The sequence below is a fragment of the Bacillus sp. ISL-4 genome (assembly GCF_018613275.1).
In the GTDB taxonomy this organism is placed as follows: domain Bacteria; phylum Bacillota; class Bacilli; order Bacillales; family DSM-1321; genus Peribacillus; species Peribacillus simplex_E.
The window spans coordinates 26,166-43,982 of the sequence record NZ_JAGGQN010000015.1 but is presented as its reverse complement, the minus strand read 5'-3'; the positions used below and the strand labels follow the sequence as shown (position 1 = coordinate 43,982).

The following is a 17,817-nucleotide window of genomic DNA, read 5'->3' as shown; positions in this document are numbered from 1 at the left end:
AAAAAAATGAAAATTGGATTAGAAACAGAAAGCTATCACTTGCAGTTTATTACAGGTCGAATGGATATTTTCGGTTTTATCAGAAAAACAGCTGAATTGGGATTAGACGGAGTCATGATCAATATTGTTCCATGGCCAGGGTTGCCAGGATGGGGCACTTTAGAATCATTTGAACCGGAATATTTAGAGAGCGTAAGAAAAGAAATTCAAAAGTATGGATTTTTCGCTGAAATAGATACAAATGGAAGCGATCCGGAACATCTAAAAGAGGTCATTGAGGCAGCACATAGAATCGGAGCGGATGTGATTCGCACGTATACATGCTTAGGAGAGTATGATCCGGAAAGGTTGAAAAAAGCACCAGGTGATATCAAACAAATTGTACCATTATTAGAGAAATACAGGATAAAACTAGCTGTGGAAAATCACGAGGAAGAGTTAACAGATGAGGTTATTCAAATTATTAATGAAGTCAACAGCCCTTGGGTTAGGGCTCATTGTGATGTGGGCAACGGAATGATGGCATGGGAAGATCCGGTTGAAGCTGTACGAAAATTAGCACCATATGCATTCACAACCCATTTTAAAGATCATATTATCATTCATGATGGTGAGGATTATAGGGTATGTGGTGTACCAGTAGGCACAGGCAATATTGATACAGAAGAATGTTTTAAAATACTGGTTGAGAAATCTACCCTAACTAGAATCAACGTTGAAATGTGTTTTCCATATGCCATCAATTTTAAGAGAGAGCTTGGTGCAGGCGGAGTCTTTGAGGTTGGAGAAGGAGCTTTCAAAGTTGAACAACCTCCTTATGATTTAAGTGTCATTAAACCATTGGATTACTATTACCCTCCAAAAGAACTTTTAGAACAAATGATTGAAGATCAAGAAAAAGGTACAGAACAATCGGTTAAGTATACCCTTGCTTTACGCGACAAATATTGCCGATAAATAATATGTAGAAAGCAGGGGGCAAGAGTAAAGCTTCATTGCTTTACTCTTGATCATTTTTACAAAGTGATGAGGAAGCCTTATATTATCCCATGATCCAAGGTTGGTTTTTCGAAATAACTGATTGTTGTATAAATTTGTTCATATAAAGGTGATATGTTTAAAATTATTGCAGCAGTTCCAGCTGATACTTTCTATTGGGTTGATAGAGAGACTCTTTTGATCGCCATCATTGCTGTCACTTTGCTTTACGAATCCAACACAAGGTTCTTTAATAAGTGTCGCATGTCTTGTTGAAGTAACGGATACGCAGATTAATAACTAACGTTTTAAACCAGCCCCTCTCAATTAAGAGAGGGGCTTTATCTTATTCTCAAGTGATTTTTGACTATTTCTACATTTTTACTGATTCAGTATATACTTATGATGTTTCATCCTGCCGTGAATTTTTTTGTAAAAGATCACGGATATCCTTTAAATATTGCTCGGATGCCGGTACCGCTTCCAATACCTCTTCCTCGTTCGCTTGTTTTTTTCTAATAAGAGAATTCGCTACCTTCATAAACATGAAAATCGCAAATGAAATGATCAAGAAATCAATCACAGCTTGGACAAATTCACCATATTGAACAACTGCGTTTCCAACTGTGATAGATAACGAAGAAAAATTGACCCCTCCTAATAAAACTCCTATTAGCGGTGTGATAATATTATTGACTAGTGATGAAACGATCTTCCCAAAAGCAGCACCCATTACTACAGCTATTGCAAGATCTAGAACGTTTCCTTTGGTAATAAACTCCCTGAATTCCTTTATCATCGTAACTACACCTTTCTTTTTTCAATTGATAAAAGCATATCAGAACCATGGTGAAAATTGAATAGTGTAAGAGGCATCCATAATTCCAAAGATAGGACCATTCATCCGTTTAATCATTTGAATCCGTTAATATAATGCACTCCGATCAAAGGAGATAGAACGCTATTTTCCATTCAAAAAACATTAAAGAGCTTTTATAATAGCAGGTCTTATTGTAGAAGGATTTAAGAATGGTCATAGAACAAAGCAAAAAAGTAATTGAAGGCAGAGCGGGAACGACTAAGGCGTCAAATTTCAATGTCTAGAAGGCAGGTAAATCCGTTTTCACCAACTTGAGGAAGGGGTGAATATAAATGTTTTTGATTGGCGATAATTATATTATTGTACTACCCCCTAAGTGGTACTCCTCCATTGTTAAAAGCCCCTCTCTTAATCGAGGGGCTTTTTTTGTGTTGGGATTTGTTAAATAAATTTGTAGGAGCTTTTTGGACTGCATTTAGATTGAATTGGATTTTTTATACTTCTGTCCAACCAAAATTATCAGAGGTGAACCTATAATGCTTGGAAGAAACCAAAAAATTAATGGGTTCCATTCATTCAAGATAGTTATATTGGGTACATTCACTACAAGAATTGCAGTACAAATAGCGATATAGGAACCGAGCATCCCGCTAATATGAGATGCGATCCAGTTTTTCCATTTCATCTTACCAGCAAGATAGCCTATAAATGCGAAAGAATATGAAAATATCCCAATGAAAAATAAATAGGCGCTGCTTTCCCAATTCAATATTGCCATTGTCAGGGATGTGACAAAGAGTACAACATATGCACCGTGATAAATTTCACCACAAATTGTATGCATACCTCTTTTTTTCCTTGAAGACATAGCACCTATTCCACTAATAAGACATATTGCTCCAGCGAAAATATGAATGAACAGAATGATCTTAAAGATAAGCATCTTTCCCTTCGTTAAATAATCATTATCATAACGTAACAGATTAAATATTTATTTTATTATAATACAAATATTTACCAAAAATATGAATGTTAATTTGCAAAGAACAAAATCAATTTAGTTATGGAAGATGAGTTCCCATACAATGGAACATCCATTGCAAAAAGAGTTCAGGCGCTGTATACGTTGCGGAAAGCAGTCAGTCAATCTGGTTTTTTTATGAGTTGCAAGTGCAGTGCTCACTCAAAAAGGCAGCGTGGATAGTCCTTTTTAAGGATAAAGGAGGATTTTTCGTTTCATTTGAAGAATGTTTTGAAGAATGGGGGTGGAATAATTGCGACAACATATTGAACAGGACTTATCTAAAGATGATATTTTTAGAATGATTGTTAAGCACCTTGATGTATTTCCGTTGACTAGTCTTGAGGCTATTAGAGAAGTGATCAGAAGTTCATTAAAACAAAGAGGCTTGATAGGGGGGATGAATAAACAAACAGGGGCCGCTAATGTAGGATATAATCGTAAAATATCAGATCAGGATATCCAGTTATTAAATGATTGTATTTGTGACCTTTTATATAGCCGCGTTATCCAACCTGGTATTGACGATGATAATCTGGATTTACCATGGATTCATGTTTCTGATAAAGAGAAACTTAGAACATTGGTAAACTCACCGTCTTAACTTTTTACATATAAAAGCCCTTCTCTTAATAGAGAGGGGCCAATTTTTATTTGAATTTATTAATCCATAATAGCAATTTTATCAAAACATTATTTTTCTATATCCTTCATACTCAATTAATTGTACGTTTCACCTGTAAGGTGGGTTTCAAACATATCGATGATTTCAAGGAAACGTTCAGCTTCACGGAAAACGTGATCTGCCAATAGAGGATGGATAATGCTCTTGATTTTGCATTCTTCGATTAAATCTCTGGCGGTTTTCTTAAAGTCTCGAAGTGATACGACGGAAACTCGATTCTGATCTAGAAATTGATCCAAAAGAGGAGCGGTTTGAGATTGCGGTTTCATGGACTCTAAGTCCACAGCTTGAAAGACTAATTGATCAAAATCATTGCTAAAGTTACGCGCCATATCCACCAGCTTTCTTTCCGATGGATCAAGGAGATGCCCGATGAATTTTGCATGATCCGCCATGATCCTTAAAAAGAAAACATTTTCTTTGATAATGGCATCTGCAAGTGGTTTCAATTTACCCTCATTTAATTCTTTTAATCGTTTTCTGAAATAATTGGCTTCCCTGCTTGTATGGTCGACTAAAAGTGGGAAATTGTTTGCACCAGGCAATTTACAGGTGAGTATCAATCCTAATACCTTCCTTTTGAATATAAATATTCCTGTAGCAGCTTGTTGCACTTCCGAGTTGAATCTCCTGATCTGTTCTGGATCAGCTTGATTTGTTAATGTATGGGATTGCTGTTCTATCCGTTCAAATAAATGATAAAACTGATTAGCCTCCTCAATTAGCTGCGTATCTTCACATCTAAAACCTAGTCTTAGAAATAACGAGTGTTCCTTCATTATTCTTGACCAAAAACGAATCTCATCTAAAGAGCGTGCAACAAACATTCCTGATTTATTCCTCATATCGTCCTGTGTGTCCTCACTCATAACTAAAGCCCCCTTTTTAAAACAAAACCATCATTAAATCTTATTAACAAAGGGACATTAGTATTCTGCTCAATTTGAATATAAATAAAATTACTAATATCCTTTTAGCACCTCAAACCAATTGGTACTTGATTGTTTTTTTTTGATGAGTTTTTATTCTCTTGAAGGGGAATACCATGATTCATCCATGTTCTTAAAGAAAAACAAGCGGGTATATGTGATTATTGCATTTTAGCGAGAAGGGAAAATGGATATTGAACATAGGATGGCACCAAAAGCATGTAACAATGGAGATTCAAAGGGGGAATCGAAAACCATGGACTTTCTAAAAAAAATTTCGGCAGCCATTCTGAATAAAAAACCCTTAGACTTTATCTAAGGGTTCTTGTATTTTAATCCAGCAGTTACATTAGGCTACAATTTATTAGTCATTTGTCACTAAGTTCATTTATTTTTTTCGTAAGCTCATTAAACTTCTGGTCGAGTTCTGTGTACGCTTTATCGTTTGGAGTCATAAAGCTAAGCTTTCCTAAAACTTCTTGTCTTTCTGTTTCAAGTGTTAATCGTAGTTCTTCCAGATCATCTCTTTTTGAGGATGATTCATACAATTGCTTTTGTATGTGATTATTAGAAATGATGAGTTTGCTGCTTGTGATTTTTTCGAGAAAATATCGATCATGCGAAACGACGATTAGCGTTCCAGTATACTGTGCTAAGGTATCTTCAAGTTGTTCCCGTGAAGCTAAGTCCAGGTGATTTGTCGGCTCATCCAAAATAAGAACATCTTTTTCTTCTAGGATATATACCATTAACTTACATTTCACTCGCTCACCCATACTCATGTTCTTAATGGGCTCTGTCCATTGAGATGCCGTAAAGCCTAAATGCTTCATTAAAGTTTGAACGTTCCCTCTCGACTCGAAAGTTTCTTTATGAAATAGCTGGGAGGGTGTTAGTTCAAGTGGTAAATCAAACACCTCCTGCGTCAAATAGCCAATTTTTGCAGATGGTGAAATCCAAACAATGCCCGCAAAATTTTCACGTCCAAGAATTATTTTTAATAATGTCGTCTTTCCGCTGCCATTGGGACCTATTATGGAAACCTTCTCACCATGCTGTATCGTGAAATTAACGTTTTTAAATAGTGTTCGCTCGTTAAAAGACTTAGTTAAATTCTTAACTTCCAAAAAACGTTTTCCTGTCTTGTTTTTTGCTTTAATTGAAAAGCGTACAGTATATTCGGATTCAACAGGTTCAGCTTTTGCTTTTTCAAGCTCTTTTTCAAGTCGCTTTTGTTTAGATTTTACCTGTGCATCCATTCGTTTTGCTTTTACGCGATAGTATTCCTTTACTCCTTCTTTTTTCGTCGATTGGGAATGGGCTTTTTTCGACCAAGAAGTGATTTCATTCATTTGTCCCTCAATCCGTTCCACCATTTTTTGCTGTTTTTCATATTCACGTTGTTGTGTAAGTCTTTTCTGATTGCGAACCTCCATATAACTAGAATAATTCCCTCTGTGTTCAATTAGCTTTTTATCTTCAATCGACCAAATTTTCGTTGCAACAGCATCCAAAAAATAACGATCGTGCGAAACAAAAATGATGGTACCTCTATAATTTTTTATTTGTCCCTTAAGGAATTCTATACTGTCTTCATCAAGATGGTTCGTCGGTTCATCTAATAGTAAAAGGTCTGCATCTTTAGAAAGTCCTTTTGCAAGTCGGGCTTTCAGTTTTTCTCCCCCACTTAATTGTTGGAATTCATGGCTTGGTACATGCATTTTATCAAGTAATTTAACTTCGGAAGGGGTCTTATCTTCGGAAGGATGCGACACGACTTCTTGTTCAACCATAAAAACTTTCAAGTCTTGCTGCAGCCATTGGATTTGTCCGCATACAGGCTCTAAACCATTGTTAATTAATTGCAACAACGTAGATTTACCGGCACCATTTTTGCCAATGATACCGATGATTTCCCCTTGTTGAACACTTGCATTTACATTTTTAAAAATGTTTACGTCCATTACTTCATAGCTAATATTGGTTAATTTTAATAATTCTTTCATATAATTCATCCCTCTCCTTAATGGGAGGATAAAAAAAATCCTCCCAATTCATATGGAAGGATTAGCCGTACCTGTGCATTATCAAATAAGAGCTATTTTGAGTATAGCTCTGTAATTTATAGAAAATGGGCAGACTAATCCTATTTCGTTTGATTTGAAATATGCGATTTCAAATTTTAAAAATAAGATTAGTTAATCATCGGCCACCCATCATCCCTTCTGATATTAATAAAATCAGTATAGCATAAATTCATCTTTGAAAACAAAAGGAATCAGCATAATTCTTTCCTTTCATTCCCAAAGGTTTATTATTGCTTTAACTCCATCAAATACCTTATTATATGGTGGCAAAAGGACTGCATTTTGCCGATATGATGTGTTTATAAGGGCTTAGCTAAAATCATAAAACATTTACCGCCATAGGGTTGTTTCCTTAAGGAGGACATTAATATGGAATATATAAAGGGAATCGATGTTTCACATTGGCAAGGTTCCATTAATTGGGGGGAAGTTGCAAAGGCAGACGTGAAGTTCGTGTTCATTAAAGCAACAGAGGGAACGAGTTATTCTAAGTTATCCTATTTCAAAGAAAATGCACCACAAGCATTGGCAGCGGGATTGAAAGTCGGGGCCTATCATTATGCAAAGTTTTCAACTGTTGCAGAAGCAAAGGCTGAGGCAGCTTATTTTTTAGATTCAATCAGCTCTTTTGCTTTAAATTACCCTGTTGTTCTTGATCTTGAGGAAAATAAAAAAAAGGCAAAGAAAAAAACGCTGACCGATGCAGCATTAGCTTTTTTAGAAGCTATTGAAGAAGCTGGATACACGGCTATGCTGTATACTGGTAAATACTTTCTCGAAAACACTTTAGATGAATCAAGGTTGACGAATTACGCTTTGTGGATTGCCAGATACAACAGCACGTTGGGACGTGGCGCAGATATTTGGCAGCATTCTGATTCGGGTAAAATAAGGGGCATCAGTACAAAGGTGGATTTGAATATAGCCTATAGGGATTTTACAAATACAATAAATACTTTTAAGACGCACAACTCCCGTGCATTGAAAATCGAAACAACCACAACTTATACTGTAACAAAAGGCGACACACTTAGCTTCATTGCAAAAAAACATAATACAACAGTAAAATCTCTTGTTAGTCTTAACGGAATTAAAGACCCCGACAAAATTTATATCGGTCAAAAATTAAGATTGAAATAAGTAAAGGCTCTTCTCATTACGAGAGGAGCTTATTTTTTAATATATTCCTTATAGTTCTTTAAGTTCGTCAATTGCCACTTCTGATCTTTCCTCTAATGGTCCTCTTAAATGTACTGTAGCCGTTCTTCCATCTTCATTTAAATTATCAATCCATACTGAGGTGCCATTATATCTCACCTCAATGTCGGATGAAGAAGAAAGTATCTGTTTTACACGCTTAACATCCACATATATCCCTCCCTGCTGATTAGTCTACCTATTATTTGGGGAAAGGCTTAATTTTATTCGTTTATTCAGGGATTAATGTTGCAACTAAATCATTTAAGGCACGATGATGTTTAACCTTTCTTGTTATCCGTCGTGAATATTTGAAGTGCATGCTTTTTAATGATGTTTGTGGATAGGATTGTAAAATGAATCTTGAGGTGATGAATTTGAAAAAACGCATACTGGAATCCCGGTTTATCTCAATGGGCTAAGACTAAGCAAAAAAGAATATATTATAGAGCTAACGGATGCCTTGCTTTCAATAGGGGAGTCGCCACCTACTCAAATGGAGGTAATGGGGGGGAAGGGTTGAATAAGGAAGTAATTAAGATGGGACAATATTGGAGGAGAAAGTGTTGTTTGGTTTGAAGTCCATACGCATTCTTATACATGCTTTTAGGGGGGTATCATGGAATTATCGTTATTATTGGAATATGGCTGGGTGTTAATTATTCTAATTTTTTTAGAAGGCTTATTATCTGCCGATAATGCATTGGTTTTAGCCATTATGTCAAAGCATTTACCAAAAGAACAGCAAAAAAAAGCGATTAATATTGGGTTGCTTTTAGCTTTTATATTCAGGATTGGTGCAATCTTCATTATTTCGTACCTTTTCCATGTTTGGCAAGTTCAAGCAATTGGGGCTGCATATTTGATTTTCATCTCATTAAAGCATTTACTAAAAAAGGACCACGGGGAAAAAGAGGGAAAAGGGAAAAGCTACCGTATGACCGTTGCGCAAATTGCATTGGCTGATATTGCTTTTGCTATCGATTCCATTTTGGCTGCAGTCGCCCTTGTCATTGCCTTGCCAGATACACCAATGGGTGATATAGGAGGTATGGATGGGGCAAAATTCATTGTTATTTTATTAGGAGCAATTGCAGGTTTAATTGTCATCCGGTATGCTGCAGGATACTTTGTTAAAATACTGACGGAGCGACCTAGCCTCGAAACGGCAGCCATGTTAATCGTTGGTTGGGTAGGGGTTAAGTTATTAATGCATACCCTTGCGCATCCAGCCGTGCACATTATCCCTCACGATTTTGTTGAAGGACCAATTTGGAATATTATCTTTTGGTCAGTCATGCTTCTTATTGCTATAGGCGGATGGTTTTTATCTGGAAAAACAGTGAAAAATGATAAGCAAGATGACTAATGTTATCAGAATAAAAAAGAGTTGAAATACCATAGTGTTGATTTTTGTAAACTTTATGCTAAATAGGATTTTAAGACCGACTTGACTTCCAATTTCGGTCTTTTTGCCTCCTCGGCTGCGGGGTCTACTTTGGACTCGCTTTTCTATGCAAAAGTCTGGCACATCTGTTCCAATCAACATTGTATTAACTTTTAGCTAGAACCCTTTTGCTTACAAACTGAGGAGACCACAATAAGTGGTCTCTTTTATTAATGTTTAACAAATCCTGTTTGTAAATCATGTATGAAATAAATAACCTTGATATATTTATCCACTGCGACGATGAGGATATTAGAAGATTTATGGGCAACGTTCAAAAAGACCATAGGCAGTACTGCCGAAATGTAAGAATCAATGAAGAACCTACAAAGCTAACATCTTAAGTATCATTCAAACTGGGAGGATACAGTATAAGGGATAAATGCCAACAGGCACCAGCTAATTAAAACAGCTGGTGCCTGTTGGGCGTTCGATGAAACCGTACAAAACTTTTCTGATTTGCAAACAAAAAATGTCTCTCTAAATTATTTATAGGCAAAGCCATAAATGGCAGTTGATTTAGCGGAGCTTATTGACGGGAGGGGACGTTCAAATACCTATCTGTCCATTAAAGAAATGATGCACCGTATGAATAAAAACAAAAATGCCTCCTCATATTAAAAGCGAGGGGATGTGTCACATGATAAAAAGTATATCTACTTTTCAAGCGACAATGGTGCTGACTCTATCTATTGGGTTGATGAACCATGTTATCGTTTTGCCTTCACTGCTTGGGGCATCCGGAAGAGATTCATGGATCAGTACTTTAGTCACCGGGATGCTTTTTCTATTATGGCTTCCCATGGTTTATTGGATCATAAATAAAACAAAACAACAGCATATCATTGGCTGGCTTCATACTCACAGTCACCCGCTCGCCGCCTGGTCCATAAAAATCCTTCTTTTCTTCTATATTTTATTAAACTTGTTTGTCACTTTATTTAGCACATTTTCCTGGGTAAACAGTACTTATATGATTCAAACGCCAGAATATATATTATTTATACCTTTCATCATCCTATGTTTTATTGCTGCCGAGGCTGGAATCAAAACAATAGCCATTGCCGGGGGATTGATTTTGCCCCTTGTTGTGGCACTTGGATTTATGATAATGACGGCAAATATACAGTATAAGGATTACTCCTTGCTTTTCCCTATTTTTGAAAATGGGATTACACCTGTTTGGGACGGGGTCGTAATACTAGGTGGAGGTTTTACAGAGATATTTCTACTCGTTTTGATTCAACAGTTTGTAAAGACAGAAATAAAGTTCAGGAGTTTACTTTTTTTAAGTTTATTTCTTTTGTTTATCAGTATGGGACCCATAATAGGCTCCATTACAGAGTTTGGTCCGGTACAGGCTGCAAAAATCAGCAATCCTGCATACGCTCAATGGCGGTTACTAACCATGGGTAAGTATTTGAACCGGCTGGATTTTTTATCAATATACCAGTGGCTTTCAGGTGCATTTATCCGTGTATCGTTATCGATATTCCTAATGGGTGAACTGTTTCAAATTAAATCAAAGAAAATAAAAAATATTGTATTGCTTGCTATATCAGTCTCCTTAATCATTGCGCTTTGTATACCAATCGACATTCCAGCATACAGGAATTTTACGGAACGATATTATTTTAAATTGAGTGTGATTAGCATTTTGGTTATAACCTTTTTTATTAACATGGTCATTTTTTTGAAAGAAAGGGTGAAAAAGAATGGAGCCTCTATTGAACAAGGCAAATAAGGGGAGTGCTTCGGAGATCCAACTAAAGACGGAGTATTTCTATGAATTATTCGGAATGAGCTCGGATGTAAAATTCAAAAAGCATACCATTACATCTGAAGGAAAAACAGATCCGCCCCTTATTTGCACTTTGATTTATTCAGAGGTGCTGGTCGATGTCAAAAAATTGTGGGAATCAGTAGCACGGCTTGAAGGTAGTGTATTCATAAATTCTAAACTGAAGGAAGAAGAGGTTATAGAGGATCCGCAAGACGAATTTAAGGTCAGTAGGGTTTTCCCTTCCTCCACTTTAAAAGAAAATGTGGAGGAAAACGTATTTTCCGGGATGGTCCTGATGCTATTTGAAGAATTGGATTTATTATTTATGTTTTCCCTACCAAGCATCCCGAATCGAAGTCCCGAAGAAACGAGTAGTGAAATTTCCATCCGGGGTCCACGTGATGGATTTATCGAAGATATCTCTGTTAATTTAGGGTTGATCAGAAAAAGATATAAAACCGCATCACTAGAAAATCAGGCATTTACCATTGGCAAAAGGAGCAAGACAAAAATCAATTTATTATATGTGAAGGATGTTGTAAATCCAGAAACCATTGAAAAAGTAAAAAGAAAAATCTTCTCAATAAACACAGATATCTTGTTGGGAACTACTGAACTTGAAGAATTTTTATCAGACAGTAAGTTCAACCTGATCCCGTTATTTGATTATACAGGGAGACCGGATTATGCTGTAGCCTGTTTAAATAATGGGCGCTTTGCCATTTTAGTGGATGGGTCACCAACTGCCTTAATTGGGCCAGGTAATATTACACTCTTGTTAAAAGCCGCGGAAGATCGTCATACTCCATCTTACTATACAAATTTCGAATATTTCTTTCGCATTAACGGACTGGTGGTATCAATATTTCTGCCAGGTTTTTATATAGCACTAATATCATTTCAATTAGACCAGCTCCCCTTCTCATTTTTGGCGACGATAACCGTATCTAGATTTGGATTGCCTATATCACCCCAACAAGAGGCTTTCTTGATTTTGGGTTTATTTGAGCTGTTTCGAGAGGCAGGGATCACACTCCCAAAAGCAATCGGTCAATCACTGGCTGTTGTGGGTGGATTAATTATAGGGGATGCGGCAATTAGAGGCGGAATTACATCCCCGACGATGTTGGTGGTGGCAGGTACTACTGCGGTAGCCACCTATACATTAATCAACCAATCTTTAGGTGGAATTGTAAGCATGGCCAGGTTTTTTGTATTATTTCTCTCTTCTGTTTTAGGTTTATTCGGATTCTTTCTAGGTGTTTTCTCTATTGTCCTTTATTTATCAAGGCTGCAGGTTTATGGTTTACCCTTCTTAGCGCCTATTTCACCAATATCCTTGAAAGATCTTCTAGGGGGCGGTGTCTTTGTGAAGCCATATCTCTTTAGAAAGAAACGAGCCGAAACGCTGAAAACTAAGGACAATACAAAAGGAAATCGCTAATGAAAATGATCCTTAGAATTATACTATTTATATTGAGCCTTGCTCTTTTAAGTGGCTGCTGGGATACCAAGGATATTCAAGATATTCAATATATAAGTGCAATGGGAATAGATTATCAAAATGGTCAGTATGTCATTTATGTGCAGGTGACGCCTTTTGCCGGTGTGGCTAAACAAGAAGGCTTGGAACCAAAACCAACACCTGTTTGGGTTGCCAAAGGGCGAGGGAAAACAATGAACGAGGCCATGAATGACATTTATAAAAGGTCAAACCAGTATATTTATTGGGCTCATGTTAAATTGATCATTTTCTCTGAAAGCTTACTAAAACATGGATTGGTAAACGTAAACGATCCCATTTTAAGATTTCAGCAAATAAGGGAAACAACTTGGTTATATGGAACCGATGATTCCTTAGAAAAGATCCTCTTTGTCAATAGTCTATTCGGCTCATCAGTGCAAACAAGCATTTTCAATCCGGATGATATTTATAAATTAAGATCCTTTGTCGAACCCATCAGGATCCAAAGATTTTATACGCAAAATTATGAAACAGGAATGACAATAAAACTACCGAAGATTTCGTTAAAAAATGAGGTATGGAAAGCAAAAGAAAAAACACAGAACACCGTAAAACTATCAGGGTCCTATTTTATTAAAAATAATCAACTAATGGGGGAGATTGCAAATAAACATCTTGGGGGGATGAGATGGTTAACAAAATCAACGGTAAGGTCCCCAATTGGAATAAAAATCAACAAAAACAAAAATGTTCAAATATCTCTAATGAGACCAAAATTCAATATAAAGCCTATCTACGTAAATGATGAAGTAGAATTCGATATTTCAATTGAAGTAGAAGGTGCCGTAACGGATATGGAAGAAAACATCTCCTTACCCCACCTTAAAGAAAAAATACAGGGGACATTAGAGAAAGAAATTAGGGATACGTACAAATATGCTCTTGAAAAAAATATAGACATCTATAATTTAGAAGGAGTTATCTACAGAAAGGATTTGAAAAAATGGAAAGAAGTTTCTAAAGAGGGTTTTAGCCTTAATGAAGAATCCATCCGTAATATTCAGGTGGATATTGCTATTAAAATAACAGGCGATTATAAATATGAGTACATGAATTGATACCTTCAGAAGTGGATTGCAGGCTGCCATGACAGAATCTTTCTTCAAAGTCGTTTCCAATGATTATGATATGGCAGCCACTGTAAATGATATATTCAACAACTAACTATGTAAGGATTTATTTTGACTTACATAACGATTAAAGGAAAACGGATTTTACTTTAATAGACCAAAACGAAATCCATAGACTACGACTTGTGTACGGTTCTTGGCTTTAAACTTTGTCATTAAACTGCTTATATAATCCCTTATAGTATGCTCGCTTAATTGCAATAATTCGGCCATCTTTTTATTGTTAAACCCCTCCGCCAGCAAATTTAAAACCATGGATTCCCGTTCCGTCAATTGTAGATCTGTATCAATGGAAACCTCATCATCCTTTCTTGATAAATATAAGCCTAACCGTTTTCCTACCTGTTCAAGTAAAGTTAGTTCATCTTTTGAATAATCGAATTCCTCTCCTAATTGATCAAAGGTCAGCCAGCCAAAAACTTGCTGGTCATGAACAATCGGCACAAATATGACAGATGAAAGATTAAACAAGGATATATGTTCCTTTTTAATATAATGATTGGGATTCTTTAAAAATACAGGCTTTTTTGAATTGAAAACAAAGGATTGCTTCAAGCTGAGTTGTCCTCTCATGCTTTGAACCTTGGGCAGCTCCAATCCAATGGTGCCATAAAATTGATTGGACCAAGGAATATAAGCATAAAAAACACATCTTTTATAGTGAAAGAACTCTTCACATTTTTTTAGGATATGAGCAAAATCCTTAATTCCTGATGAGTTAATTAGAAGCTCATCTAACTGGTCTAATAGTTGCAGCCTTTTAAGTTCAGCATTTTCTTCGTGGGTTTTTGAAAGTTGCATTGGTTCGACATACATCCATTTGTTATAGCTATGGATGAGATGAGAGAAAATGGATAATAAGAACATTAGAATGGAGATGGTATGGGCATGTTTCAGGTTGGCCATTAAGGTAACGATGGACTTTTCAAAGATTAATCGGAACATGCTGAAATGGTTCACATTTAAAATGGGTAAATGTGATTGAAGCCAAGTTTCCAGATACTCATCGTATGTTTCATTTATGTCTTCGATTTTTGGAGCGGATAAAAATAGTAGAAATGATTCCAGTAATGTTTGTATCACCTTACGTTCATTTTCTAATATAAGGGGCTCTAGATTCAAATAAATATTGATATTTTCTTCAATCTGTTTGTTATGGCTTTTTATGAATAAGATGAATTGCTGAAACGATATCTCTTCATAAGCATGAGAGGGCTGGATCATACGAGTCTCTTCTCCTTAAACAAAATACCCCTATATAAGGGGGATACTTACCCTGTTATTATACAGCATATTATAGGATAGTATTTCAAATTACGAGGAGTAAAATAAAGGCATATACAGACAATGAAGATTTTTTTAGCGGCATTCCATTTAAGAGGATGAACATTTGTTAAAGTCAGCTTTATTGACTTGTATAGTGAGAACCTCTAAGGTTGAGGATTTCAGTATCAGTAAAATAAGTAAAGGGGATCTGGTGAAATCATGAGACTTGAAAACAAAGTGGCAATCATTACAGGCGGGGGTACAGGAATCGGGAAAGAAACAGCTTTGCTATTTGCTAGTGAGGGAGCGCAAAAATCGTCATCACTGACATAAACCAGGAATCCGGTGATCAAGCTGTAAAAGACATTCAGGCAATCGGCGGAGAGGCACTATTCATTCGTCATGATGTCAGCAATGAAGAAGATTGGAAAAAGGTTGCAAAGGAAACGATCGATACTTTTGATAAGGTGGATGTTCTGTTCAACAATGCGGGTATTTATATCATTAAACCGGTTGCGGAGATTGAACTGGAGGAGTGGAATCGTCTCATGTCAATTAACGTGACCGGCGTATTCCTGGGAATGAAGCATATTATGCCACTGATGGCGAAACAAAATAAAGGTTCAGTCATAAACGCTTCTTCCATAGCAGGCTTGATTGGAGCCCCTGGTCATGTTTTATACGGTGCAAGCAAGGGAGCGGTCCGGACAATGACTAAAGATGCTGCTATCGAGTATGCTTCAAAAGGGGTCCGTGTAAACTCGATTCATCCAGGATATATCGATACCGGGATGGCGGACTATGCATCTGAACAAACGGGCAGTTCAAAAGATGAATTGGGTAAAGAATTCCCGTTGGGACATCTGGGCAGCGTCAATAATGTAGCGAATACAGTGCTTTTCATTGCCTCGGACGAATCTTCCTATACTACGGGTACTGAATTTGTAATAGATGGCGGAGCGACTGCTCGCTAAAATCCTTCTAACGGATATTAAAACCAAAAACTAAGGAGTGTTTAAATATGAGATTAGAAAATAAAGTGGCGATCGTAACGGGGGGAGCAAGCGGGATTGGAGCAAGTACGGCTCAATTATTTGCAGAAGAAGGAGCAAAGGTGGTCATTGCCGATTTTGCTGATCATGGACAAGCTGTGTCAGAAGAGTTAAATGGAAAAGGGTATGATACTCTTTTTGTTAAAACTGACGTGACAAATGAAAATGACGTAAAGAATATGATTGAAGAGACGGTTAATAAATATGGAAAACTGGATATCATGTTCGCAAACGCAGGGATTGCAAGAGACGGAAACATCCATGAGTTAAGCTATGAACAATGGCAAAAAACAATTGATATTAATTTATCCGGTGTCTTCCTATCCGATAAATATGCGATAGAGCAAATGCAAAAACAATCTACAGGCGGCGCCATTGTCAATACAGGCTCCATCCATAGCCATGCAGGGAAACCGGGGGTAACAGCCTATTCTGCTGCGAAAGGCGGTGTCAAACTATTAACACAAACGTTAGGTTCAACTTATGCCAAAGATGGCATTCGTGTCAATGCAGTTTGCCCAGGATATATTGATACACCACTTATTGCGGAAGCACAAGGTGAGATCAGACAAGGTTTGATCGAATTACATCCAATTGGCCGTTTAGGCAGAGCGGAAGAAGTGGCGAAAGCTGTTCTCTTCCTTGCAAGTGACGATGCATCATTTGTTACAGGCACAAGCCTTATTGTAGACGGCGGTTATACGGCAGTATAATAAGGGCAAGTTTACGAACAGTTAAGAAAAAAACGTGTATATTTCATTTATCTATTTGGCTACTATTTGGAACAAATTATGAATAATCTTTACTTCACTTCAGACAGATTTTTCCGCTTAGGAGAACTGTCTTTTTTTATCATATTTTCGAACGGATATTTTACTTAGAATAGACAGATTTGTATGAAAAATAATTTATAAGAGCGGCCATGCCTTAGAACGGAGTATTTCCTTTCCGAGGCTCTTCACTCCCAGTTCCATTCCTAATCCTTCGCTGGGAACTGGGAGTGGGAAAGAAAGATTGGGAAACTTCATCTTACTTAGTTTAGTCCTCCCGCAATTGCAATCAGACTGCGAATATTCCGAAAAGCAATGATGAAGTCATCTGTCTCAAAGCGGTGGGTTGTCGAGTTCACTCTTTCGACGATTGGCAGAATTTCAGCCGCATCAGCCAGACCTGGATGTAGATAGGTGATTTCGACTAGGAAAGGACCTTGCAAAGAGACAGATTGAATCTTTGGAAGGCATGAAAGAGATGCAATCGTCTTTTCCTTAATCAGGCACCGCGCTTTCTGTGGGCTTAAGTTTTTCGCCGTTTGCCGGTTGATGGTGTGTTTGACGACAGCCGTTTCAATTTCCGGAATGAAGTCCAAAGCCTCTTTGGCTGCATATTGACAACCCGTGACAAGGACAACAGGTACTCCGAAAACCCCAGCAATTCCAGCGTTCAGTGCGATTTCTCCCATGTCCTGGTGATTGATTCTGATATTCCTGATTACTCCTCCATGAAAGGTATGATTCAAAATACCGAGGTTTCCCATCCTAGAGTGGTAGCCCAAAAATATTGCAGCATCAAACTCCGGACTAATACCTTCCATCATCGCAAGCATTTTCGGAGAACCAGTGATATATTCTGCTTCCGGGTGTATGGCTTCTGGGATCAGAATGCGCATCGTTCCATGTGAATCATTCACGACAACTTCTGTAGCCCCCCACGACAAAGCACCTTCTATACATGAATTTACTTCTTCAGTCATCAGAACTCTTGCTCGATCATGTTCCCGTCCGTCCCGTGCAGTATGTTCACGATGAACGACTCCGGCTACTCCTTCAATGTCCGCAGATATGAAAACTTTCATAATCATTACCTCCTATTTCAACCTATTTATTAATAATTCTATATC

At 37.1% G+C, this 17,817-nt stretch carries 15 protein-coding genes and 1 pseudogene; 9 read left to right on the top strand and 7 right to left on the bottom strand.

Annotated features, from left to right (window positions below):
- Positions 1-6: 6 nt before the first annotated feature.
- Positions 7-957, top strand: a complete 951-nt coding sequence (locus J7J00_RS14355) for a sugar phosphate isomerase/epimerase family protein (protein ID WP_214791554.1) — start codon at positions 7-9, stop codon at positions 955-957.
- A gap of 421 nt (positions 958-1,378) precedes the next feature.
- Here J7J00_RS14355 and mscL read toward each other — a convergent pair whose 3' ends face one another.
- Both mscL and J7J00_RS14345 read right to left on the bottom strand, forming a co-directional pair.
- A complete protein-coding gene (gene mscL, locus J7J00_RS14350; RefSeq protein WP_214791552.1) occupies positions 1,379-1,777 on the bottom strand; it encodes a large conductance mechanosensitive channel protein MscL in 399 nt (132 codons plus the stop codon).
- A 496-nt stretch (positions 1,778-2,273) separates the two neighbouring features.
- Positions 2,274-2,741, bottom strand: coding sequence for a DUF2306 domain-containing protein (locus J7J00_RS14345; protein ID WP_214791550.1), 468 nt, complete (start codon positions 2,739-2,741; stop codon positions 2,274-2,276).
- A gap of 331 nt (positions 2,742-3,072) precedes the next feature.
- Between J7J00_RS14345 and J7J00_RS14340 the strand changes: the two genes are divergently transcribed.
- The gene (locus tag J7J00_RS14340) at positions 3,073-3,423 is read left to right on the top strand and encodes a hypothetical protein (RefSeq protein WP_214791548.1); all 351 of its coding nucleotides are present in this window, start codon (positions 3,073-3,075) and stop codon (positions 3,421-3,423) included.
- A gap of 116 nt (positions 3,424-3,539) precedes the next feature.
- On the opposite strand, the gene J7J00_RS14335 is transcribed toward J7J00_RS14340, so the two are convergent.
- Both J7J00_RS14335 and abc-f read right to left on the bottom strand, forming a co-directional pair.
- Positions 3,540-4,373: a DUF2935 domain-containing protein gene (locus J7J00_RS14335; RefSeq protein WP_286201358.1), complete on the bottom strand. Its 834-nt coding sequence runs from the start codon at positions 4,371-4,373 to the stop codon at positions 3,540-3,542.
- A 428-nt stretch (positions 4,374-4,801) separates the two neighbouring features.
- Positions 4,802-6,439 carry a ribosomal protection-like ABC-F family protein gene (abc-f, locus tag J7J00_RS14330; RefSeq protein WP_214791546.1) on the bottom strand — a complete coding sequence of 546 codons (1,638 nt, stop codon included), beginning with the start codon at positions 6,437-6,439 and terminating at the stop codon, positions 4,802-4,804.
- 450 nt (positions 6,440-6,889) lie between these two features.
- Here abc-f and J7J00_RS14325 point away from each other — a divergent pair, with 450 nt between their 5' ends.
- Positions 6,890-7,660: a GH25 family lysozyme gene (locus tag J7J00_RS14325; protein ID WP_214791544.1), complete on the top strand. Its 771-nt coding sequence runs from the start codon at positions 6,890-6,892 to the stop codon at positions 7,658-7,660.
- Positions 7,661-7,708: 48 nt separating this feature from the next.
- Here the strand turns inward: J7J00_RS14325 and J7J00_RS14320 are convergent, their stop codons facing one another.
- Entirely contained in the window at positions 7,709-7,888 is a 180-nt protein-coding gene (locus tag J7J00_RS14320) for an H-type small acid-soluble spore protein (protein WP_214791542.1), read from the bottom strand.
- A gap of 448 nt (positions 7,889-8,336) precedes the next feature.
- On the opposite strand from J7J00_RS14320, the gene J7J00_RS14315 reads away from it, so the two are divergent.
- From J7J00_RS14315 to J7J00_RS14300, 4 genes are all read left to right on the top strand, one after another.
- Entirely contained in the window at positions 8,337-9,086 is a 750-nt protein-coding gene (locus tag J7J00_RS14315; RefSeq protein ID WP_214791540.1) for a TerC family protein, read from the top strand.
- 718 nt (positions 9,087-9,804) lie between these two features.
- Entirely contained in the window at positions 9,805-10,908 is a 1,104-nt protein-coding gene (locus J7J00_RS14310; RefSeq protein ID WP_214791538.1) for an endospore germination permease, read from the top strand.
- Positions 10,880-12,391, top strand: coding sequence for a spore germination protein (locus J7J00_RS14305; protein WP_214791536.1), 1,512 nt, complete (start codon positions 10,880-10,882; stop codon positions 12,389-12,391). Before J7J00_RS14310 ends, J7J00_RS14305 begins: the two co-directional genes overlap by 29 nt.
- Positions 12,391-13,530, top strand: a complete 1,140-nt coding sequence (locus J7J00_RS14300) for a Ger(x)C family spore germination protein (RefSeq protein ID WP_309487173.1) — start codon at positions 12,391-12,393, stop codon at positions 13,528-13,530. Before J7J00_RS14305 ends, J7J00_RS14300 begins: the two co-directional genes overlap by 1 nt.
- Before the next feature lie 156 nt (positions 13,531-13,686).
- Here the strand turns inward: J7J00_RS14300 and J7J00_RS14295 are convergent, their stop codons facing one another.
- A complete protein-coding gene (locus J7J00_RS14295; RefSeq protein WP_214791533.1) occupies positions 13,687-14,826 on the bottom strand; it encodes a LuxR C-terminal-related transcriptional regulator in 1,140 nt (379 codons plus the stop codon).
- A 261-nt stretch (positions 14,827-15,087) separates the two neighbouring features.
- On the opposite strand from J7J00_RS14295, the pseudogene J7J00_RS14290 reads away from it, so the two are divergent.
- Positions 15,088-15,842, top strand: a pseudogene (locus J7J00_RS14290) (SDR family NAD(P)-dependent oxidoreductase).
- 47 nt (positions 15,843-15,889) lie between these two features.
- Complete coding sequence (locus tag J7J00_RS14285) at positions 15,890-16,633, top strand: SDR family NAD(P)-dependent oxidoreductase (protein ID WP_214791531.1); 744 nt, start codon at positions 15,890-15,892, stop codon at positions 16,631-16,633.
- Between the two features lie 320 nt (positions 16,634-16,953).
- Here the strand turns inward: J7J00_RS14285 and J7J00_RS14280 are convergent, their stop codons facing one another.
- Complete coding sequence (locus J7J00_RS14280; protein WP_214791529.1) at positions 16,954-17,772, bottom strand: M55 family metallopeptidase; 819 nt, start codon at positions 17,770-17,772, stop codon at positions 16,954-16,956.
- Positions 17,773-17,817: the final 45 nt, after the last annotated feature.

Bases quoted from the DNA above. Each gene is read 5' to 3' on its own strand.
- J7J00_RS14355 (WP_214791554.1), top strand. From the start codon at position 7: ATGAAAATTGGATTAGAAACAGAAAGCTATCACTTGCAGTTTATTACA.
- J7J00_RS14345 (WP_214791550.1), bottom strand. From the start codon at position 2,741: ATGCTTATCTTTAAGATCATTCTGTTCATTCATATTTTCGCTGGAGCA.
- J7J00_RS14315 (WP_214791540.1), top strand. From the start codon at position 8,337: ATGGAATTATCGTTATTATTGGAATATGGCTGGGTGTTAATTATTCTA.
- mscL (WP_214791552.1), bottom strand. From the start codon at position 1,777: ATGATAAAGGAATTCAGGGAGTTTATTACCAAAGGAAACGTTCTAGAT.
- J7J00_RS14300 (WP_309487173.1), top strand. From the start codon at position 12,391: ATGAAAATGATCCTTAGAATTATACTATTTATATTGAGCCTTGCTCTT.
- J7J00_RS14285 (WP_214791531.1), top strand. From the start codon at position 15,890: ATGAGATTAGAAAATAAAGTGGCGATCGTAACGGGGGGAGCAAGCGGG.
- J7J00_RS14305 (WP_214791536.1), top strand. From the start codon at position 10,880: ATGGAGCCTCTATTGAACAAGGCAAATAAGGGGAGTGCTTCGGAGATC.
- J7J00_RS14280 (WP_214791529.1), bottom strand. From the start codon at position 17,772: ATGAAAGTTTTCATATCTGCGGACATTGAAGGAGTAGCCGGAGTCGTT.
- J7J00_RS14335 (WP_286201358.1), bottom strand. From the start codon at position 4,373: ATGAGTGAGGACACACAGGACGATATGAGGAATAAATCAGGAATGTTT.
- abc-f (WP_214791546.1), bottom strand. From the start codon at position 6,439: ATGAAAGAATTATTAAAATTAACCAATATTAGCTATGAAGTAATGGAC.
- J7J00_RS14325 (WP_214791544.1), top strand. From the start codon at position 6,890: ATGGAATATATAAAGGGAATCGATGTTTCACATTGGCAAGGTTCCATT.
- J7J00_RS14295 (WP_214791533.1), bottom strand. From the start codon at position 14,826: ATGATCCAGCCCTCTCATGCTTATGAAGAGATATCGTTTCAGCAATTC.
- J7J00_RS14310 (WP_214791538.1), top strand. From the start codon at position 9,805: ATGATAAAAAGTATATCTACTTTTCAAGCGACAATGGTGCTGACTCTA.